17 protein-coding genes and 4 pseudogenes are annotated in these 19,868 nt (G+C 45.2%); 8 read left to right on the forward strand and 13 right to left on the reverse strand.

The window, feature by feature from the left end; genetic code table 11:
• The first annotated feature begins 163 nt into the window (after positions 1-163).
• Positions 164-1,078: a calcium-binding protein gene (locus tag QUA53_RS12470; RefSeq protein ID WP_333097668.1), complete on the forward strand. Its 915-nt coding sequence runs from the start codon at positions 164-166 to the stop codon at positions 1,076-1,078.
• Positions 1,079-1,258: 180 nt separating this feature from the next.
• Here the strand turns inward: QUA53_RS12470 and QUA53_RS12475 are convergent, their stop codons facing one another.
• The 3 genes from QUA53_RS12475 to QUA53_RS12485 all read right to left on the reverse strand — a co-directional run bounded on the left by QUA53_RS12475 (position 1,259) and on the right by QUA53_RS12485 (position 2,940).
• Positions 1,259-1,909, reverse strand: coding sequence for a nucleoside triphosphate pyrophosphatase (locus tag QUA53_RS12475; RefSeq protein WP_333097666.1), 651 nt, complete (start codon positions 1,907-1,909; stop codon positions 1,259-1,261).
• A 135-nt stretch (positions 1,910-2,044) separates the two neighbouring features.
• Positions 2,045-2,584: a photosystem II reaction center PsbP gene (gene psbP / locus QUA53_RS12480; RefSeq protein ID WP_333097664.1), complete on the reverse strand. Its 540-nt coding sequence runs from the start codon at positions 2,582-2,584 to the stop codon at positions 2,045-2,047.
• 143 nt (positions 2,585-2,727) lie between these two features.
• Positions 2,728-2,940 carry a high light inducible protein gene (locus tag QUA53_RS12485; protein WP_190659021.1) on the reverse strand — a complete coding sequence of 71 codons (213 nt, stop codon included), beginning with the start codon at positions 2,938-2,940 and terminating at the stop codon, positions 2,728-2,730.
• Positions 2,941-3,260: 320 nt separating this feature from the next.
• On the opposite strand from QUA53_RS12485, the gene QUA53_RS12490 reads away from it, so the two are divergent.
• On the forward strand, positions 3,261-3,872 hold the full coding sequence (locus QUA53_RS12490; RefSeq protein WP_333097663.1) for a hypothetical protein: 612 nt from the start codon (positions 3,261-3,263) through the stop codon (positions 3,870-3,872).
• Between the two features lie 362 nt (positions 3,873-4,234).
• On the opposite strand, the gene larB is transcribed toward QUA53_RS12490, so the two are convergent.
• The 5 genes from larB to ispF form a co-directional block, all read right to left on the reverse strand.
• A complete protein-coding gene (gene larB / locus QUA53_RS12495; protein ID WP_333097661.1) occupies positions 4,235-5,038 on the reverse strand; it encodes a nickel pincer cofactor biosynthesis protein LarB in 804 nt (267 codons plus the stop codon).
• A gap of 117 nt (positions 5,039-5,155) precedes the next feature.
• On the reverse strand, positions 5,156-6,919 hold the full coding sequence (locus tag QUA53_RS12500; RefSeq protein WP_333097719.1) for an ABC transporter substrate-binding protein: 1,764 nt from the start codon (positions 6,917-6,919) through the stop codon (positions 5,156-5,158).
• Positions 6,920-6,959: 40 nt separating this feature from the next.
• Entirely contained in the window at positions 6,960-7,535 is a 576-nt protein-coding gene (locus tag QUA53_RS12505) for a PIN domain-containing protein (protein ID WP_333097659.1), read from the reverse strand.
• Positions 7,507-8,064: a hypothetical protein gene (locus QUA53_RS12510; protein WP_333097657.1), complete on the reverse strand. Its 558-nt coding sequence runs from the start codon at positions 8,062-8,064 to the stop codon at positions 7,507-7,509. The genes QUA53_RS12505 and QUA53_RS12510 overlap by 29 nt, the downstream gene beginning before the upstream one ends.
• A 33-nt stretch (positions 8,065-8,097) precedes the next feature.
• On the reverse strand, positions 8,098-8,577 hold the full coding sequence (gene ispF, locus QUA53_RS12515) for a 2-C-methyl-D-erythritol 2,4-cyclodiphosphate synthase (RefSeq protein ID WP_333097656.1): 480 nt from the start codon (positions 8,575-8,577) through the stop codon (positions 8,098-8,100).
• A 119-nt stretch (positions 8,578-8,696) separates the two neighbouring features.
• Between ispF and QUA53_RS12520 the strand changes: the two genes are divergently transcribed.
• Positions 8,697-9,056, forward strand: coding sequence for a hypothetical protein (locus tag QUA53_RS12520; RefSeq protein ID WP_333097654.1), 360 nt, complete (start codon positions 8,697-8,699; stop codon positions 9,054-9,056).
• Between the two features lie 80 nt (positions 9,057-9,136).
• Here QUA53_RS12520 and trmD read toward each other — a convergent pair whose 3' ends face one another.
• Positions 9,137-9,832, reverse strand: coding sequence for a tRNA (guanosine(37)-N1)-methyltransferase TrmD (gene trmD, locus QUA53_RS12525; RefSeq protein ID WP_333097652.1), 696 nt, complete (start codon positions 9,830-9,832; stop codon positions 9,137-9,139).
• Positions 9,833-10,002: 170 nt separating this feature from the next.
• Positions 10,003-10,167, reverse strand: coding sequence for a hypothetical protein (locus tag QUA53_RS12530; protein WP_333248870.1), 165 nt, complete (start codon positions 10,165-10,167; stop codon positions 10,003-10,005).
• Between QUA53_RS12530 and QUA53_RS12535 the strand changes: the two genes are divergently transcribed.
• Both QUA53_RS12535 and cphA read left to right on the forward strand, forming a co-directional pair.
• Positions 10,166-11,059, forward strand: coding sequence for a cyanophycinase (locus QUA53_RS12535; RefSeq protein ID WP_333097650.1), 894 nt, complete (start codon positions 10,166-10,168; stop codon positions 11,057-11,059). The genes QUA53_RS12530 and QUA53_RS12535 overlap by 2 nt on opposite strands.
• 338 nt (positions 11,060-11,397) lie before the next feature.
• The gene (cphA, locus tag QUA53_RS12540) at positions 11,398-14,118 is read left to right on the forward strand and encodes a cyanophycin synthetase (RefSeq protein WP_333097649.1); all 2,721 of its coding nucleotides are present in this window, start codon (positions 11,398-11,400) and stop codon (positions 14,116-14,118) included.
• 287 nt (positions 14,119-14,405) lie between these two features.
• Here cphA and QUA53_RS12545 read toward each other — a convergent pair.
• Positions 14,406-15,930 (reverse strand): annotated as a pseudogene (locus QUA53_RS12545) (IS5 family transposase).
• 120 nt (positions 15,931-16,050) lie between these two features.
• On the opposite strand from QUA53_RS12545, the pseudogene QUA53_RS12550 reads away from it, so the two are divergent.
• Positions 16,051-16,218: pseudogene (locus QUA53_RS12550) on the forward strand (transposase family protein); the annotation flags it as partial.
• Between the two features lie 311 nt (positions 16,219-16,529).
• Entirely contained in the window at positions 16,530-16,808 is a 279-nt protein-coding gene (locus QUA53_RS29205) for a transposase family protein (protein WP_445304949.1), read from the forward strand.
• A 16-nt stretch (positions 16,809-16,824) separates the two neighbouring features.
• Here the strand turns inward: QUA53_RS29205 and QUA53_RS12555 are convergent.
• Positions 16,825-18,182, reverse strand: a pseudogene (locus QUA53_RS12555) (IS5 family transposase); the annotation flags it as partial.
• Between the two features lie 114 nt (positions 18,183-18,296).
• Here QUA53_RS12555 and QUA53_RS12560 point away from each other — a divergent pair.
• A pseudogene (locus QUA53_RS12560) lies at positions 18,297-18,728 on the forward strand (transposase); the annotation flags it as partial.
• A gap of 177 nt (positions 18,729-18,905) precedes the next feature.
• On the opposite strand, the gene QUA53_RS12565 reads toward QUA53_RS12560, so the two are convergent.
• Complete coding sequence (locus tag QUA53_RS12565) at positions 18,906-19,868, reverse strand: polysaccharide pyruvyl transferase family protein (protein ID WP_333097648.1); 963 nt, start codon at positions 19,866-19,868, stop codon at positions 18,906-18,908.

Raw genomic sequence — 19,868 nt, forward strand, 5'->3', positions numbered from 1 at the left:
CGAGCAGATTGGTGTCAATAACCTAGGCTTGTTGAATAAAGACCTCCGGCAAGTTTGACAGTAATTTGATTGTTTTAACCCCAGATTCCCGCAGATTTCTTAATTGGAACCTTTGTTAAAGTCAGAATGTCAACCAAGTCAATCAAAAAAGGAGAAAACTAGGATGTTAGAAACAAATCTCGGAGAAATTAGAGCATTAGCTGAAAATTCAGACCCAATTATTGCTGATCCCCCAAACACCAAATTACTCACAGGGCCATTGCCAAATCCAGCCAGCGACCCCAACTTTTTTGACTTAACTCCCACTGACGACGTATTTCAATTAGCAAATGGAATTCTGCGGAATACTCCCGGAGGTTTGCGGGCCTTAGCTGGCAACGATTTTGTCAGAGGTTCAGGTGGTGCGGAACTGATGAACGGTAACAGTGGCACAGATACTTTAATCGGAGGTTGCGGCAGCGATACTATTCGCGGCGGCCAAGATTTTGACATTCTTTATGGAGAATGTGCCAGCGATTTTGTCAGCGGAGATCAAGGTGATGACTACGTTTATGGAGGCACGGCCAATGACTTTATTCGGGGCGGAAAAGGGAATGATGCTGTAGTAGGAGAGAGTGGAAACGATACTCTAATCGGTGATGCTGGAATTGATAGACTTTGGGGAAGTGAAGGCGCAGATTTGTTTGTTCTCCGCACAGAAGTGGGAGCAACTTCGGGGGAAATTGGTTCGCTTCAACCGCCTCCTAGTGGAAATTTTGATGTAGATGAAGTGCCTGCAGATTTTATTCTCGATTACAATCCGGCTGAAGGTGATGTAATTGGATTGGCGGGAGGATTGACGCGAAATGATATTGCTTTGAGCGAAAGGTTTTTAACAATTGGTGATGCCAGAGCTTACGACACTAGCGGGCCTTATCCTCCGGGAACCCCTCAAACTCTGGAGTTTAGACTGTTGAATACTAAGGCGACGGTGATTAGAGAAGCTAGCACCGGCAATATCTTGGGTTTGGTGAAGGAGGTTTCGCCGGATCAACTTCAGTTTATATCTGTATCGGAGGGGGCGATCGCTCTAGGATAATTACCAACTGGTGGGCAAGGCTAATTTGCATAGCACGGACGGGCGAAACGGCCATTCCACAAGAGGAAAGGCAAAATTCATACTCTTCCTAGGCGATGCCTGGGAACGCATTTCACTGTTGCTGTGCCTCCCGATTTCTGAGATTATGGGCCATGTAAATTGTCCCCTGTCCACCAAACTTTAAGGTTGCCAGAAATCCGCCACATCATATCCCATTTCGGTGAGCATTTGCCGCAGTAGAGGTAAGCTCAAACCAATCACATTTGTGTGACATCCTTCGATTTGTTCCACAAAAAAGCCGCCTTTACCTTCGAGTGCAAAACACCCTGCACAGGCTAAGGGTTCTCCGGTAGCGACGTAAGCCGCTATTTGGCGCGAGGTAACTTCCGCAAAATGAACTTTTGTAACTTGGCAGCGAATGACCGATCGCGACCTAGCCTCACCAAAGTCATCGAATCTAGTATCAATTAAAGCATGACCCGTATAGAGTTCGCCCACCTTACCGCGCATTTTCTGCCAGCGCGAGATTGCTTCTTCCGCATCCTTGGGTTTGCCGTGAATTTCGCCATCTATGAGCAAAATTGAATCGCATCCCAACACCAAACAAGATTTGGGATTGGGGATTTGCGCGTGAGAATTAGCCAGTAAAAACTTAGCTACAGCCTCAGCTTTTCCCTCTGCTAAAACCTGCACTAAATTAGTGGCATCCCTCATTTGTATTTGCCCTTCATCAAAGTCGCTGGGGCAAATCACAGCTTGAATGCCAGCATTTTCTAGGAGGCGACGGCGTGCTGGAGAAGCTGAAGCTAATACAAAAGTTGGAATTTTCATAATAAGTTAAGAAGGAAGAAGGAAGAAGGAAGAAGGAAGAAGGAAGAAAGAAAAGGTAAGAAGGAAGAAAAAGAAACTATTCCCCATCCCCAATGCCCATGCCTCATTCCCCATTCCCAATTACTTTTTAACCTACTAATAAACAGAGAAAGATTTAACAACTTTCTCAAAAGCTTCTTTTACTTTGGGCCAGCGTTCTTCGGTAGTGGAAACGTTAAGCGTAAAAAGTTTGCCGCGGCTGACGGCTACACTCGCTAAGTTGTGCCGTTCTTGGTTTGGTAACTTAACGGCGTATTCTAAAATGTAATAGTTTTTCGATCGCGATTCACGAGCTTCTGCATTGACTAATTCAGCTTCGCGGCCGGAATCACTCGGGGCGATGGCACTTTTGCTGAGCTTGTATCCCACATCCGTCGGCGTTCCCAAATCCGCCAGAGTTTTGCCCCCCGCGACTGGACTGATTACCACGCTGACGTTCTCGGTTTGCTGAATCAAATCGCGGAAGACCACATCGGGCCCGTTAGAAACCGCGATCGGCAGCCAGCCGTTAGGATAGAGAAATTGATAGCCGTCGCCAGTATCAACGTAGCTTTTGAGTCCGGTGACTTTAGACACACAACCTGTCAAGGTGAGGCTTAGAACCACCAGAAGTATTGCCGCAATTCGTTTGAGCATTCTTTTTACAAGTAGGGTAAAACAAAAATATTTAATTTTAATTGTCTCATCAAACCTTGCCCCTCAAAATAGTTAAGCTATGGATCGCTGTTTGTGTACCGCCAGCGATCCATAGCCATATAGTTTAATTGTTAACAAAATCATTACAGGTGAGTCAGCCAGCTAATCAGCCCGTGCTTGGTCGAAACTTCTAAAGCCAAGAGAGAAACAAAGCCAATCATGGCTAGGCGGCCGTTTAAGCGTTCTGCGTAGGGGGTAAAGCCAGTGCGGGGTTCGTCATCGACGTATACTTGCGGCTCGATCGCAAAATTGTTCATTTTGCCTTGGTCGTCCAGCATTAAGCCTCTGTTACTCATGTTTTTTTCCTAAATGGTTTTTAGTGTACTGTAAATAAATGTAACAGACTTGTGAAGATATGTAAAGGATTGTGAGAAATTTTTTTTAAAGACCTCGATCTGACACCAGTAAAAAAATGCAACTGCAGGCAAGCTCTAAACCCTTATAGAGTAAGTCTTTCCCCAATCTAAAATCTAAAATCTAAAATCTAAAATGGTAGGACTGTGGGTAGACTCTGGGCCCCGGAGGGGGGAGGATAGAGTGGAGAGGCACAAAAGTCGATGGTGTATGGCAAATCCAGTCTGGGTTTGACGAAAATTGTGGAACGGAGGAAAAATTTATGCGGGCCAGTCTGGAAATGCGGTGGTTTTATAGCGGTGCACTGCCAAAATCGATCAATCAATGGTTTGGAAGCGAGAGTCTCGGCGGGTATCTTTCGCCTCCTGAAGAGCGGGAAGACATATATTTGCTAGTACCAAGCTGCGACTACTTGGGAGTGAAGCTGCGTGGGAAAACCTTGGAGGTAAAGTGGCGTCAGGGAGAGTTGGGGACGATGCAGTTCGGCAACCGCTGGGAAGGCAAAGCCGAAAAGTGGCTGAAGTGGGTTTGTGCGGACACGATAGCGCCGATACCAGCGGATATTGTGGCGACAGGAAAGTGGGTGGCAGTCAAGAAAAAGCGAGCGCAGCGTCTTTATCAAGTTTCGACCCCTGGTTCCCTGATGTCTGTGCCTGTGGAAGCCCCAATTCCCCAAGGTTGCACCGTGGAACTTACTCAGTTGAACATTAACGGCAGCGCGTGGTGGACTTTGGGATTTGAAGCGTTTGGCAGTGAAAGTTGTTTGACAGAAAGCCTGCAAACAGTAGCTAGTTGGACTAGCAAGAGTTATCAGGCGCAAAAGTTAAAAGCTGAGGATTCTTCTGCTTATCCGATTTGGCTGGGCAGCAAGTAATATCAAATCCGGCAATAATACCTCCTGTATTTTTAGTCGCCCTCTGCTGGGACGAGAGGGAAGTGTAAACGCGGTTTCAACCGCCGAGTCTGGCAGTCCTGGACGCCACTGGCATAGATAGTAAGGTGCTCTACTACCCGTAATCTTCAATAATCTTTCAATAACGGAGTCTGACGCACCTGAGATGTTGCACCATTTTCAATGAGGTTTTTTAGCGGGCAGGATGCCCACCCCACAAGAAAACTCACTCTTTGTGTAACAGGCCGGAAAGCCTGTTGTTGAGAATGGTGCAAGATGCACCCTAAAAATCGATCGTCGTGTGATAGTTGGCTTTAGTCTTATCTAATCGAGGGGGTTTGTAACTATTCCCCCTCTCTCCCATTCTCCCCCTCTTTGATTCTCCCCACTCTGCCAGCAGTTCTCAGAATTTGACAAGCCAAAATCGCCGCCCCAAACCCATTATCAATATTCACCACACCCACACCAGCCGCACAAGAATTGAGCATAGTTAAAAGAGGAGCAATCCCGCCAAAACTCGCGCCGTAACCCACACTTGTCGGCACAGCAATCACAGGACAATCTGCCAAACCCGCAACCACACTCGCCAAAGCGCCTTCCATACCCGCAACCGCAATCAACACATCAGCACCGGCAATCACGTGCCGGTTGCTCAGCAAGCGGTGAATGCCGGCAACTCCGACATCCCACAAACGTCGCACCTGAAAACCGCAAAGTTCCGCAGTAATTGCCGCCTCTTCCGCTACAGGCAAATCCGCCGTTCCCGCACTGATAATAGTCACAGTACCCGAATGCTGCGGAGTTGGGGAATTAGGAGAAATTGCACAAATTCGAGCCTTTTGGTAGTAGCACAAATCTGGTATTTTTTGTTGCAATTGCTCGAAAACTTTCGGTTCGATTCGTGTCGCCATCACCGCATAATTTCGCCCGCGCATCGCCTCGATAATCTCAACAATTTGGTCGGGCGTTTTCCCCGGTCCCCAAATTACTTCAGGAAAACCAGTTCTTAAAGTACGGTGGTGGTCAATTTTGGCAAAATCGCCGACTTGTTCAAAGTCAAAATGCTTTAATTTATCCAAAGCTGCGATCGGGCTAATATCGCCTGCGGCAACTGATTCGAGTAACTTCTGTAAAATGTCAGGTTCCATAAATATTAGTCAGTTGTCAGTTGTCCGTTATCCGTTGTCAGTTGTCAGTTGTCAGTTGTCCGTTATCATTAGTAAAAAATAACCAATAACAACTAACAAATAACCAATAATAACTGACTATTCTGCAATTTTCAGCTCGTACAAATTCCAGAAAGCACCGCCCAGGGCACTGTAGCGAATTCCCGAAACGCGATCGCGTACCGCCTCAAAAGTCAGCGGATTCACCATATAAAGAAAAGGCACTTGTTCTGCTATAATCCGCTGCGTTTCTCCATAAAGCTCCTTGCGCTTCGCCTCATCCAGCTCCTGGGAAGCTTTCACGTAAAGGTCATCGATTTTCTGCTCCCAGTCATCAACTTTCCAACCCTTAATCGGGGGTTCTCCGGATTGCGGACCCTGGTTGAAACTGTGCAAAGTTCCATTGACTGACCAAATATTGTAGCCGCTGTGCGGTTCAGTACCTCCCGTAAAACCACCGAGGTAAGTATCCCAATTCCGCGTCAATCGCAGTTTTTCCACATAAGTGTTAAAACTCAGGAACTGCGTATCAATTTGCATCCCCAGTTTGCCTAAATCTTGCTTAATCTGTGTTCCCATTTGTTCCCGAACTTTTTTGCCCGCAGCCATCAACAAAGTAAATCGCACTTTGTTGCTATCTGCATCCAATAATTGTCCCTCACTGTTATATTTGAAACCAGCACTTAACAGCAACTCTTTGGCTTTTTCCAAATCGTAACTATAAGTTTTCAATCCCTGTTCTGGGGACAGGTAGAACGGACTTTGCGCCGGGATTGGGGAATGCAGCGGCGCGCCAAGTCCGCGATAAATATTGTTAGTCATCGCCTCGCGGTTGATGCCGTAGGCGATCGCCTGCCGAAATTCTTTACTCGCGAACCAGCGAGACTTAACCGGGTCTACAAACGGCTGATTTTGAGCATTGCGCCCCTTATTCAGATTGAAACACATAAACACGCTGCCTGTATCCGGGCCGCCGTTGAAGACCGTATATTTGCCGCGTTTTTCCTCCCGTTTCAGTAGGGGAAACACTTCCGGCTCCACGTTTAGAGTATCCAAATCGCCCGATCGAAAATTCAGCAGTTGATTATCAGTATTTTCGATAATTTGCCAAACAATTTGCTGGATGTAAGGCTGGACATTTCCCTCAGCATCTTTGCGCCAAAAATACGGATTTCTTTCCAAAACCACGCGCTGATTGGGAGTGTAGCTCAGCATTCGATATTGACCATTCCCCACAATTTTTTTAGGGTCAGTATCCGTCCCCCAAGTAGTCAGGAATTTAGGTTTGCCGTCGGCATCTGTATTTTCGACAGCTTCCTGTAAAATATGAGCTGGTAAAATTGGGATTCCCCCAGCATATCTAATAAATGGAGCAAAGGGTTCTGCAACGGAAAATTCAACACGGCGGCTGTCTATTTTTTTAACTGTTGGGAATTGGCGACTCATGCCAACCCTCAGAGTATCTTTCAAACCGCTAGGGATTTTGTCATTGAAATAAATCTTTTCATAGCTAAAGATAATGTCATCAGTAGTCATCGGTTCGCCGTCCGACCATTTCAACCCCTCTCGCAGGGTGAAGACAATCTTTTTGCCATCTTTAGAAACTTCCCACGACTCGGCTAAACCGGGTTCTAGCTCCGATGTCAAGCCGTTTTCGTTGATCAATCCCTCGTACATATAGCCAAAGACGCTGTATGCAGATTGATTTAGCGGGTAGTTAAAGGTAGCTGGGCCGCTGGGGGTAGGAACGATGAGTCTGTTTGCTAAGTTCGTCGATCGGGCTGGAGTGCACGCAGACAGAGTTATAGTGGCAATTGCCACAAGTAAAATCGCCAGCCAGCGCAGTCTTGAATGTAACATCATAGAAATTTTCATAATTTTTTAGTTTACCACCTGCGTGCAACTATGACTGAGATTGTAACCAACCGAGAAAGTCTTCAGTGCGTGAAAAATACTTGGTTATCCCTACTTCCTCCAAAGCATATTGAACTTCTGGTAGTTTGCGCAATTCTTTGACGTTGCCACTTAGAAATGCTTTGGTTTCTGTGGGGTGCAAGCGGGCATGACTCAAGATATAGTGTAAAATCAAATTGTCTGTTGGGTCTTTTTCGATGATAGTTGTGTTTAAGCTGGCTTCGATAATCTCTGTATTTAATACAATCATTTCTGCATTTTGCGACAGCATATAAATTGCTTCACGCAATCGAAATTGAATTTTATCTATTCGATTGCTATAGTAAATCAATGACTGTTCTAGGTGCAAAGATAGAGATGCGACCTGTTCAGATCTCACATCTCGCTTTGTTTCACTGATTTGACGCCCTAGCTGTTCCTTAAAATACTTTTGTCGCTTCAAGTCGTCCTCTAAAGCCGATAGAGACTCCATATAACAAATGCTGGGTATAACCAACTGAACTGATGATGATAAATCCCGCAGCAACATAATTGCTTCAGCCTCGCGCCCTGTAGCAATACTCATCAAAAAATTGGTCTCGATATATAGAATTGCCACCTAATTTCACTCCGGATTTTGTTGTTCCACCTGCTAGCAGCGGCAGCAAACCGATTGCTGCTATCTGTTCAGACGCTGGGGGAATTTCTGAATTCCAGTGATAAACCAAGTCATGCAGCCACGCTTCTACCAGCGTTTCAATCGTATGTCCAAATATCCCTTTGCTACCAAAGTCAGGCTGATAATAACGAAGTATTTCACCCGTGTTTAGAGAGCAAACAGGTTCAGATAAATTCACGCCGTCCCATTGGAAAATCCGAATTTGTTCGGTGTCAACCAACATAGCATAGGGAATGACTGTGCGTTGTTCCGACATCTTAGCTAACGCAGCTTTCATCCAAGAAATCATGTAATCAGCAATCCTCTGCTTTTTTGCTGCTGTTTCTTGAGCTTGAATAATTTTGACCTCGATTAGCGCGACTATGCGATCGTCCTTATCCAATGCGATAATATCTGCGTCTATGGGTAACTCTAAATCCAAGGTTTCAGTTTGCATGGTTTTGGCCTTCCTAAAACGTAGATTAAAGTTCTATTTTAGCACTAACAAAACTACAGCATAGGCCGCGATTCCTTCTTCTCTCCCCACCGGCCCTAACTTTTCGTTTGTAGTAGCTTTGATGCCGATTTGGTCGGGTTTTAATTGTAGGACGGAAGAAAGCCGATCGCGCATTTGCTCAATATGCGGTTTCAGCTTTGGACGTTCTGCCACCACCACCGAATCAATATTCCCGATTTCCCAGCCTTTATCTAATATTAACTGATTGACTTGTGCCAGCAATACGAGACTATCAGCACCTTTCCATTTCGAGTCAGCCGGCGGGAAATACAGACCGATATCTCCTAAGCTGAGAGCTCCGAGCATCGCGTCCATAATCGCATGAGTGAGCACGTCTGCGTCGCTGTGACCGAGCAATCCTAATTCGTGAGGAATGTGGACGCCGCCGAGGATGAGGGGGCGTTCTGGGACTAAGCAGTGAATGTCGTAGCCGTTGCCGATGCGGATGTTCATGTAAAATTGAGGTTTGGGAAGTATAGCAAAAAACAATTATTTCATATTTGTGAGGAGATAGCTGAAAAATAATGGTCTTGATTTACGGACTTTGCGGTAATTGTAGCAAAGACATATAAATGTCGGTTGGTCAGTCTGTCTTCGACAAAAAAGTTGTCTGGCATCTATCTTATAGTTGTCCTTATTGCGGGGAGGCAATCGAGTTAGATAATACTGATACTATACCTAACAAAATGACAAAAGAGATTTTAGCAAAAGAAGGGACTTGGAACTTGATTGTATTGGAAAAAAAACAAGGCGCAACAGTTGTAACAAAAATCCTGCGTCAGGCTATGGAATTGTCATTAGCTGAAGCGATGAAGTTAAAAAAGAAGATGCCTGGTTCTGTTTTTGTCGGAACTAAATGTGAGACCGATCGACTAAGACATCTTTTAGCTGCTGAAGGCTTGAAAGCTTCAATAAGCAAAACAGTAAGTTAGTGCTGCCTGGGGAGTTCTATTAGCTTTAAAGTGCTAATCATCCCTGAAGATCCAACTAATAACGGCTACCTCCTCAAACCTTATTCTTCCCTCTCCTGCAACCACCGATCGTACAAATCCGATCGGCGCGATCTAGTTCTTTCAATTTGCTGTTCCCTGCGCCAGCGAGCAATTTCTGCGTGATTACCAGACAGCAACACGTCGGGCACCTTCAATCCCCGAAAATCCGCCGGTCGAGTGTACTGGGGATAATCCAAAAGTCCGTCCTCAAAACTCTCAAACTTTAGGGAATCTTCCTTGGCAACAGTTCCCCGCAGCAATCGCAAAACCCCATTTATCAAAGCCAAAGCCGGAATTTCACCCCCCGTGAGTACAAAATCCCCCAAAGATACCTCGCGAGTGACTAAATGCAGCACTCGATCGTCCACACCTTCATAATGACCGCAAATCAACACCAACTGATCGCGATCGACCGCCAACTCCCGAAACATCCCCTGCTGCATCGGTTCCCCCTGGGGAGTCAGCAAAATCACCTCCCGCCGCGGCAAAACCGGCAGCGACTCCACCGCAGCAAAAATCGGTTCCGGCTTCATCAGCATCCCCACTCCGCCCCCGTAAGGCTCGTCATCGACTCGCTGGTGTTTGTCTGTGGTAAAATCGCGGGGATTGACAAAATTCACCTCAGCAATCTTTTTAGCTAAGGCTTTGCCCATCAGTCCCGACTCTAGGGGAGCCCGGAAAAATTCTGGAAATAAGGTAACTACGTCAAAGCGCACAATTATTGGAATTTTATTGATACATCACCTCTAGTTTGACCCTTAGGGGGAGTTCAGTTTTCAGTAATTGCTTTATTCTTTATAATTTCTTATAATTTCTGAAAATTTTTGCAAGTTAAATTCTCTTCCTTTGTCGGCGGGCCCGTTTTGTACAACAATAAATAAGTTTTTCATGACAGCGACTGCAAGCAAACTCGCCGCCAAACCACTGCGGGATCGCGCGATCGGCGATCGCACCTCACTCGCACCAACAAAAATTTATTCTTAAAAAGCCCTATTGTACCCACAGCAACGGCAAAATTGAATTTCACATCCAACAGAGGAAGACACACCATGCAGCAGTTGACATCTCAAGCCCTTGAACATAATATTCCCCAGCGCACGAAAACCTCGATTATGGTCATCGGGGGAGCCGAAGACAAAGTTCACGGGCGAGAGATTTTGAACACCTTTTTTTGCCGTGCTGGGGGTGCAAACGCTCGGCTGGCGATCGTTCCCTGCGCCTCGAGAGATCCCGAAGGAATTAGCAACCGCTACCGCACCATATTTGAGGAAATGGGTGTTAGCGCAGTCAAAGTAGTGGACATCCGCGAACGCGAACAAGCCGAAAACCCCGTCTGGAAAGATTACTTAGAAGATTGTACGGGCGTATTCATCACAGGCGGCGACCAACTGAGGCTCTGCGGGCTGCTGGCGGACACCCCGCTGATGGAGAAAATTCGCAAAGAAACTATAGAAGGCAAGATTACCCTCGCCGGTACCAGCGCGGGTGCTGCGGTGATGGGATATCACATGATTGCAGGCGGCGGAAGTGGCGCGTCACCGAACCGCTCTTTAGTAGATATGGCAAACGGACTTAACATTATTCCTGAGATCATCGTAGACCAGCATTTTCACAATCGCAACCGCATGGCTCGCTTGCTGTCGGCGGTGGCAAGCCATCCCGATCGCCTCGCTATTGGTATTGACGAAGACACCTGCGCGTTGTTTGAGGGAGACGATACTATGAAAATTCTCGGTAAAGGCACTGTGACTATCGTTGATTCTAGGGAAAATTTTTATACCAATGAGTCTATGGTAGGAGCGACAGAACCCTTAAGTCTGTTCAATATGCGCTTGCACGTTCTGTGTCATGGAGATTGCTACAATATGCCCCTCGGCAAACCAATGCCATCGGGAGCCTGTTCCGAGTCTGGCTGGCCCCCCGAATGCCGCACAGCCAACTAACGTAGAACATCTCTTGTCATTGATTCGGCAGAAATTAGGCGGCATTCCGGCCGAATCATGGATACAACAATAGAATAGATTCCGAACCAGCCACGGGCTGACCCCAGGAGGCAGAATCACAGAAAATTCTAACTTCGGGCTTTGAGTTTTTGCTAGCCATGGATCTGTACTTGTTTTTAGCAGATCGTAGGGGCATGAATTTTCAATTGGGTAGCTCATAACTGGAAATTCACTCCCAAACTGTTCGTAGCGAACAGTCGATCGAGCAATCTAGATCGAAATTGAATAAATGCTCCAATTATCTATAAGATTTCGCGCCCCATACCCCTCTAAATGCCATGAAAATACTTAAAATCCAGACCTTACGCGGCCCCAACTACTGGAGCATCCGACGCCAGAAACTCGTCCTGATGCGTCTGGATTTAGAGGAGTGGGCAGATAAAAACACCTCGGAAATTCCTGGCTTCTATGAAGGGTTGATCGCCGCACTTCCGAGTTTGAACGACCATCACTGTTCTCCAGGCCATCAGGGAGGATTCCTGCAAAGAGTCAGAGAAGGAACAATGATGGGACACGTAATCGAACACGTGGCCCTAGAACTTCAGGAAATGGCAGGAATGCCGGTCGGGTTCGGTCGCACCCGCGAGACTGCGACCCCAGGCATTTACCAAGTAGTAATCGAGTATCAACACGAACAAGCCGGTCGCTATGCAGCCCGGGCAGGCGTGCGGATGTGCCAAAGCATTGCCGAGACAGGCACTTATCCAGCAGCAGAATTAGTTCAAGATTTGAGAGACCTGAGAGAGTTTGCTGCGTCGGCGGCCCTGGGGCCGAGCACGGAAACACTGATTAAGGAAGCAGAAGCGCGCGGCATTCCTTGGATACCTTTGAGCGCCCGGTTTATGATTCAACTTGGCTACGGGGTTCACCAAAAGCGGATTCAGGCAACTCTGAGCAACCGGACGGGAGTTTTGGGGGTAGAACTTGCCTGTGACAAGGAAGGTACCAAAAATATCCTCGCCAGCGCCGGCGTGCCGGTTCCCAGAGGGACGGTGATTCATTATTTGGATGAACTGCGCGGGGCGATCGAAGATGTCGGCGGTTATCCGATCGTCCTCAAACCCCTAGACGGCAACCACGGCCGCGGCATTACGATCGACATCAATTCCTGGGAAGCAGCAGAAGAAGCCTACGACTTAGCCAGCGCGGCATCAAAAACAAAAAGTGTGATAGTCGAGCGCTATTACGTCGGCCGCGACCACAGAGTATTGGTAGTCAACGGGCAAGTAATAGCAGTCGCAGAACGAGTCCCGGCTAACGTCGTAGGCAACGGCAGGTCTACAGTAGAACAGCTTATTGAAGAAGTAAACCGCGACCCGCAGCGAGGAGACGGACACGACAACGTACTCACCCGGATCACGATCGACAAATTGTCCCTGGATTTGCTGCAAAAACAAGGATACGCGATGGACTCCGTAGTGCCTGCCGGCGAAAGAGTATTTTTGCGCGCGACAGCAAACTTGAGTACCGGTGGAATTGCAGTCGATCGCACCGACGAAATCCACCCGGAAAACGTCTGGCTGTTTTCTAGAGTCGCCAAAATTATCGGTTTGGACATCGCCGGCATTGACGTAGTAACTCCCGACATCTCCCAACCGCTGCGCGATGTCAACGGCGTCATCGTCGAAGTCAACGCAGCACCGGGTTTCAGAATGCACGTCGCCCCGAGTCAGGGTTTGCCCCGCAACGTCGCCGGCGCTGTCTTCGATATGCTTTTCCCCTCGCCTCAACCCAGCCGGGTGCCAATTTTAGCGGTAACGGGAACCAACGGCAAAACTACAACCACTCGCCTGCTTGCCCACATTGTCAAGCAGACCGGTCAGATTACCGGGTACACGACTACCGACGGCACTTACATCGGCGATTATTTGGTCGAAAGCGGAGACAATACCGGGCCGCAGAGTGCTCAATTGATTTTGTCTGACCCGACGGTAGAAGTAGCGGTGCTGGAAACGGCTAGAGGCGGAATTTTGCGATCGGGCCTCGGCTTCGATCAGTGCGATGTCGGCGTCGTCTTGAACGTCGCGGCCGATCACTTGGGAATTGGCGACATCGACACCGTGGAACAATTGGCCAAACTCAAGAGCGTCCTCGTCGAGTCGGTAATGCCCAAAGGCTATGCTGTTTTAAATGCCGACGACCCGCTAGTATCACAAATGGCGCAGCGTGTCAAGGCTCAAATTGCATATTTTTCGATGAACCCGGACAACGAACTGGTTGCCAAACATACCGCTGCAGGCGGGCTGGCAGCGATTTACGAAAATGGGTATTTGTCGATATTGAAAGGCGATTGGACGCTGAGAATTGAGCAGGCTGTGAACGTGCCGCTGACGATGGGCGGGCGCGCGCCGTTTATGATTGCTAATGCTTTAGCAGCTTGTTTGGCGGCTTTTGCCCAAGGAGTGAAAATAGAAGATATTCGATCTGCTTTGTCAAGCTTCCAAGCATCGGTAGGTCAAACTCCCGGACGGATGAATTTGTTTAAATTGGGCAACTATCACGCTTTGCTCGACTACGCCCACAACCCCCACAGCTACAAAGCTTTGGGCAGTTTCGTGCTGAATTGGCAGGGACTGCGGATCGGGGTTGTCGGGGCCCCCGGAGACCGGCGAGATGAAGATTTTGTCACGCTGGGCAAACTTTCGGCCGAGATGTTCGATCGCATTCTTGTCAAGGAAGATATTGACAGGCGCGGGCGAGAACCCGGTGCTGTGGCACAGTTAATTTGCCAGGGAATTGCAGAGGCAATTTCTGCAGGAACCGCAAACAAATCTCAAGTTGAATACGAGTTGATTCTCGACGAAACAACGGCCGTTAACAAGGCTTTAGATGAGGCGCCGGCCGGCAGTTTGGTAGTGATTTTACCTGAAAGTGTCAACAAAGCTTTGAGTTTAATTGAATCTCGGAAACCGATTAAGGAATCTGTGGAAGTTCAAAATGGTTTAGATCGATCGAAGTCACAGGAAAGTTTAAAACCGACTGTGGTGAATCAAGGCTAAACTCTGAAGTTTGATTTCATTACATTATTAATAGGTTGGGTTAACAAAAGGAAACCCAACCTTTTTGCTTTACACAACCGCCGTATTATCTTTCAATATTTTCTCTGTAACCTAAATCAGTTCGCACACAGAATTTTGCGCAAGTTGTGTAGTTTTAAACCCATGAGCAATAGCGTTCCGCAAAGAAAGCGCATTCATTAATAACTGAGATTCGGATTTAGAAATCACGCCGCCCTCAACCGTCAGTTGTTTCACTAAATAGGGCTTGCTGAATAAGTCAAGAAAACTCAAAAAAAGTTCGATCGCAAGTTCGAGCAAGCCAACAAGTTAAGTTTTTGTTTGAGTTGGCTGCCGCACACATAATTTTTGATTATCGCTGACCCGTAACCAATTGTTACTGATGAAAATTGACACAAAACAAGCCACAATAATCTTTTCAATCCTGCGACAAGATTCATCAGCAAAAAAGTAATTGCAATCGCTGTTAGAGAGGTATTATCGAGTTTAACCATCACTCGATATAGGCTAAATCTTCTCTTTACTTACCCAAATTTTCCCTCAATTGCTTGGCGGACTCTTTCATCTTCTGCTGCTTGCTTTTTTTTCTCTTTACTGACGTGAGCGGGCGGTCTTCCTAAGGGCGGATAACTCATCCTAATTCCGTTTTTTTTACACGCCCGCTAGATTGTCGAGCGTGCGGTAAATCTTGTCAACGTGAACCGATTCTGGGTAATGTCCTGTGAATTCTTTAAATGCTTCTACTTTAGCGATTAAGTCTCCTGATTAATTGAATTTGTCCCAGCTAATTCGATCTAAAAATACATAAACTTCAAAGCTGCTCGCAGATAGTTTAGCTCCAAAATCTGTATGTTTTCCTACTTTTACTCTAACTATAGGACGAACGTGGGGTTGTGTTAAACTTACAATTATATCGTCAACTTTATTTGTCTTGTGTTCGTACATCCATGCTTGTTGTCTGTAAACTTCATGACACACCAGCAGCAGCTTGTATTGCCGTTTACTCAAGTTCTTTAAATTAGCTCCTAACTCGATTAATCTTTCAATATGACAGAGATTTCTTTTGATGTATTGCAGTTGTTTTTTTTATCGCGGTTCTTTTTTTACTCGGCGACGGTCGGGGCTGCTTGGTAATGGATAGGTAGTCTTTACGTGCTTTGTTCCGGTAGGTTCGGGGTTTTTTCTGGCAGAGTTCTTGAATCGATTTATATAGGATATCTACAATCTTTTCTGTTTGCATCCTGGCTCGATCGAGAATGCTGATGTCTGTGGGATAGGTAATATCGGCGCTGGCACAGGTCGCATCTAACAGTAATTTTCCTCGGAGTACACTGTCACTCGGTTCTTCTGGTTCTTTTTTATTTGATTCAGATTGAGGGGTGGTTGCTTCTCGGAGCTTTTTCACCATTTTTTGATTCAGTTTATTGACCAGATTGATACTTATTCTGTGTCTAAAATGAACCAATAGAGAGGCATCAAACGGGATTTCATTGCTGTAAGATGAGAGACCAATAAAGTATTGTAGGTATGGGTTTTCCCGTATTTGTTCTACCGCGAGCGCGATCGCTGGTTCCTAATTTTTCTTTGATGATTAATGCCCCCAATGCCATCCGAAAAGATTTAGCGGGTGCTCCTATAGATGAGGCAAAATTTTGAGCATATTCTGATTCAAATTCCGACGCCCGGAATAAGTTGGGCCATCGTTACCCAACGGTTGTCTGAGGCTAATTTTCCACCATGAGGAAAATTAAAGCTTTCTGGTAGGGTGCTATCTGGGTCAAGTTTTCGGTACACGAGTGTCAACGGTGGTGCAAGGGTTCTGTGCCATTTTATCTGTTTTCCTTGCACCTGAGTCTCGTTCTGCCGATCGACACTCAGGCAGCGCCACCTGATGGCGCTTATTCAGCAAGCCCTACCTACTTTCACATTGCTCAAAGCTGGAATATCAATGAATCGACTGCGTTCCGGATCGTGAGGCACGTAGAGGATACATTGATTCGTTCAGGTCGGTTTAGCTTACCCGGAAAGAAAGCACTGCGACAACCTGACTCAGTTTTAGAAGTGGTTGTGGTCGATGTGACCGAAAGTCGGCGTTGCTGAATACAAGTATGAATTCAAGTTTTCGGAATGGCTATAAGCCAAGTAGAGTGAGTTTTGTAACATCAAGTGAAAAGTTTATTCATACGCCAGAATCAGCAACGCCCGAAAGTCCAGTCGAGCGTCCAAAAAAAAACAACGACAAGTGTTTTCGGGCAAAAAAAAAGTATCACACCTTGAAGTCACCATTAGTGGTCAATCAAAAGACGGGAGCAATTATCTGCATAGCTCATGGTAAAGGCAGAAGGCATTCCTGGTGACTATTCAAGACGAGTAAAGTCAGGTTAGCCACTACAATGAAGCTTTGGCGTGACAAGGGTTATCAAGGAATTGGGAAACTTCTTGCCAATAGTCAGATCCCTACTAAAAAGTCCAAAAGCTCTAATTTATCTAAGGTTCGACGGCAGGAAAACCGTACTCTGGCAACTCAACGTATTGTCATTGAACACGTCAATCGGAAACTGAAAATTTTTCGTATTCTGTCGGAACATTACCGAAATCGCCGACGTAGATTTGGTTTACGCTTCAACCTGATTGCAGGTATCTATAACTATGAACTTAACCTTTCAGAATGACTTTTGCAAGAGGTCTATTCATCACTAAAAAAGTGATGGTTATGACAGTTTGAGCCGTATCTGCTAGTTTAGCCATGACTCGACCGATACTAAATCTCCGTTTCCCTTCTTCAAATTTACCCTCAATCGCATTCCTAATTTTCTCATCTTCTGAGGCTTGCTTTTGCACTTATTTACTCACATTTAATGGTGGTCTTCCTAGCGGCGGTCTACTGATTCTGATTCCTCTTTCTTTGCACCAAGCTCGGTTCTCTCTGGTTCGATAAATACGATCGGAATGAACGGATTCTGGATAAAATTCTGTGAATTCTTTGTAAGCTTCTACTTGGGCTTTTAAATCCACTGATTCGTTAAAATTATCCCAACTCATCCGGTATAAAAATACATATCCTTCAAAGCAAATCGCTGACAGTTTTGCTCGCCTCTCTACGCTTTTTTCGGCTTTCCCTCTGACTGTGGGACGGATGTGGGGTTGGCTTAAACTTACTCTTCTATCCTCTATGCTCTGCTTGTTATTTTCAAATAACCAATGTTGTTGGCGATAGACTTCTGTGAGGACTAGCAAAGTTTTATATTGCTTTTTATTCAAACATTCTAAGCTCGCACCTGAATCAATTAGCTGTTCAATATGAGCGAAGTTTTTTTTTAATATATTGGAGTTTTTTTTTAATTGCTTGTGTGTGTTTTTTTCGTAATGGTCTTATTTGTTTTGCTATTAATAAGTAATCTTTTCGGGCGAGATTACGGTAAGTTCTTGGTTTTTTCAGGATTTGACCTTTGAGCGGTTTATAGAGAATATCTATGATTTTTTCGGTGTAAACTCGGGTTCCGTTTAATAGTCCTAAGTCGCTCGGATAGCTAATGTCCGCTGGGGCACAGGTTGCATCTACGATCAACTTTCCTCGATTGAGTGACTCATTTTTGCGTCCGAATTCTTTTTTTTTCGGTTTTGACGCTCGCTCGGTGATGGAGCGCATTTTTTCGACCATGCGTTCGTTCACTTTATTAATTAAGTTCGGACTAATTCTTTGGCGAAAGTGAACCAATAGTAATGGGTCAAATGCGAGTTCATTAAGCTCTGCTTGATTGACCGATAAAGTATTGTAGATAGGGGTTTTCCCGGATCTGTTCTACCGTTTTGCGATCGCTAATTCCTAATTTTTCTTTGATGATTAATGCCCCCAATGCCATCCTAAACGATTTGGCTGGTGACCCCATTTCTGTGGGGAAGTTTTTAGCATATTCTGCTTCAAATTCTGACCACGGGATGAGTTGGGCGATTTTTACCCAACGGTTATCTGGTGACAACCTTCCACATGAGGGGAGTTCAAAGTCGGAGGGTGAGGGGGGAGCAAGCTCAGCTTTTCTGTACACGAGCGTACTGGGTAATGCAAAGGTTTTGTACTATTTTACCTGTTTATCTTGCACACTTTTCTCTATCGCACGATCGCATAACCTGGCCGTGTAAGCTTTCTGCACTTATCCAGCAAGCCCCAAGTAGAAGCTTACAAAGAATTCACAGAATTTTATCCCGAATCGGTTCATGTAGAAAATATTTATCGAACCAGAGAGAACCGAGCTTGGTGCAAAGAAAGAGGAATCAGAACCAGTGGACCGCTGTTAGGAAGACCACCATTAAATGTGAGCAAAGAAGTGCAAAAGCAAGCCTCAGAAAATGAGAAAATTAGGAATGCGATTGAGGGTAAATTTGGAGAAGGGAAACGGAGATTTAGTATCGGTCGAGTCATGGCTAAACTAGCAGATACGGCTTAAACTGTCATAGCCATCACTTTTTTAGTGATGAATCTGTCTCGGATACTGAGAAAGATTTTTTGGGAGTTTTTTGTCCAATTTTTCCCAAACATAACTTTTGGGGCTGGGATGATTAAGAAAAATAATCGCTGGGTTAATGAGGGATAAAAAAGCTTATTAATCATTGTTACTTCATTACCTCATTCATCCTTGTGTTCCTCTTGGGTCACTTTTTCACCAAGCCCTAATTAAGCATCTAAATAGGTTATTGGGTAACCGTGAAATCCTTGCAGTGTAAGCGTCCTCGCTTGCTAGAATATACATTTTAAATGCGTAAGAGGTTAGCTAAGAATTATTGACAGTCGCTAAAAATTGCTTTTTCCACTCATTAATGGCTGTTAAAGGGATTTTTAGTAAAGTTTGTTTTTTAGTATTAATCCAATTAGCCACACTGTTTAAATCATTTCTTTGTACGACTGGCAAATTAGTATCTTTAGAAATTTCTGTAGCGCGATTATCAACTGACAGAATTAAAGTTCTCCTTTTATATTGTAAAGCTCTAATCCCAGCGTGTAATCGTGTCCCTACATAATCAACGGGATACTGAGACAAAGCGCTATCTAAAGCTGATAAGCTAGGATTAAGATAAATCGCTCGCTCGCCACATATATCTTTCATGTACTGATAATCTTTGGGCTGTTGGGTCCAGTAATAAATTAACTTATATTCCTGTTTCAGTAATTCCACTAACTGCTTATCAAAACTAGGATTTTGATTATACTCAGTAAAAGTAACTAATACTGACTCTGCTTTACCTTGAGGAATTTGGACACAATGTTCCTCTGTTAATTTCCACATAGTAGGACAAGCAGTATTAATTACATTATTAATCCCGATCGCTTTTAGCTGTTTTTCTGTGTAACTGTCTCTCACTGAGTGCAGATATTCTTTATTTAATAGCCGTTTATACAAAATTTTGGTATATAAATTAGGCTGATTTTGGTATTGCCACCATCCCACACCCATTAGGGTAATATCTGTAATAAATAGAGAGTCCATTAAATTGACCTTCCATTGATTATAGGAGTTCATGTTAGAAGACAATAAATTAGTACCACCGACAAAAATTAAACTGCTTTTTCTCATCAAGCGGTAAGAATCGCTCGATATGACATCATGGGTAGGAAAATTAATAAATAGTCGATCGGGAAACATCTCATATAAAATGCTATTCACTGCATCCATAATGATCTGGTCTCCTAAATTAGAGCTACAGATTGAGGTATCCAAGATTGAGATAGTTTTCAT

This window comes from Microcoleus sp. Pol12B3 (assembly GCF_036701355.1).
GTDB lineage: Bacteria > Cyanobacteriota > Cyanobacteriia > Cyanobacteriales > Microcoleaceae > Microcoleus.

Bases quoted from the DNA above. Each gene is read 5' to 3' on its own strand.
- QUA53_RS12470 (WP_333097668.1), top strand. From the start codon at position 164: ATGTTAGAAACAAATCTCGGAGAAATTAGAGCATTAGCTGAAAATTCA.
- QUA53_RS12475 (WP_333097666.1), bottom strand. From the start codon at position 1,909: ATGAAAATTCCAACTTTTGTATTAGCTTCAGCTTCTCCAGCACGCCGT.
- psbP (WP_333097664.1), bottom strand. From the start codon at position 2,584: ATGCTCAAACGAATTGCGGCAATACTTCTGGTGGTTCTAAGCCTCACC.
- QUA53_RS12485 (WP_190659021.1), bottom strand. From the start codon at position 2,940: ATGAGTAACAGAGGCTTAATGCTGGACGACCAAGGCAAAATGAACAAT.
- QUA53_RS12490 (WP_333097663.1), top strand. From the start codon at position 3,261: ATGCGGGCCAGTCTGGAAATGCGGTGGTTTTATAGCGGTGCACTGCCA.
- larB (WP_333097661.1), bottom strand. From the start codon at position 5,038: ATGGAACCTGACATTTTACAGAAGTTACTCGAATCAGTTGCCGCAGGC.
- QUA53_RS12500 (WP_333097719.1), bottom strand. From the start codon at position 6,919: ATGATGTTACATTCAAGACTGCGCTGGCTGGCGATTTTACTTGTGGCA.
- QUA53_RS12505 (WP_333097659.1), bottom strand. From the start codon at position 7,535: ATGAGTATTGCTACAGGGCGCGAGGCTGAAGCAATTATGTTGCTGCGG.
- QUA53_RS12510 (WP_333097657.1), bottom strand. From the start codon at position 8,064: ATGCAAACTGAAACCTTGGATTTAGAGTTACCCATAGACGCAGATATT.
- ispF (WP_333097656.1), bottom strand. From the start codon at position 8,577: ATGAACATCCGCATCGGCAACGGCTACGACATTCACTGCTTAGTCCCA.
- QUA53_RS12520 (WP_333097654.1), top strand. From the start codon at position 8,697: ATGTCGGTTGGTCAGTCTGTCTTCGACAAAAAAGTTGTCTGGCATCTA.
- QUA53_RS12535 (WP_333097650.1), top strand. From the start codon at position 10,166: ATGCAGCAGTTGACATCTCAAGCCCTTGAACATAATATTCCCCAGCGC.
- QUA53_RS12530 (WP_333248870.1), bottom strand. From the start codon at position 10,167: ATGGTGTGTCTTCCTCTGTTGGATGTGAAATTCAATTTTGCCGTTGCT.
- cphA (WP_333097649.1), top strand. From the start codon at position 11,398: ATGAAAATACTTAAAATCCAGACCTTACGCGGCCCCAACTACTGGAGC.
- QUA53_RS29205 (WP_445304949.1), top strand. From the start codon at position 16,530: ATGAAGCTTTGGCGTGACAAGGGTTATCAAGGAATTGGGAAACTTCTT.
- QUA53_RS12565 (WP_333097648.1), bottom strand. From the start codon at position 19,868: ATGAAAACTATCTCAATCTTGGATACCTCAATCTGTAGCTCTAATTTA.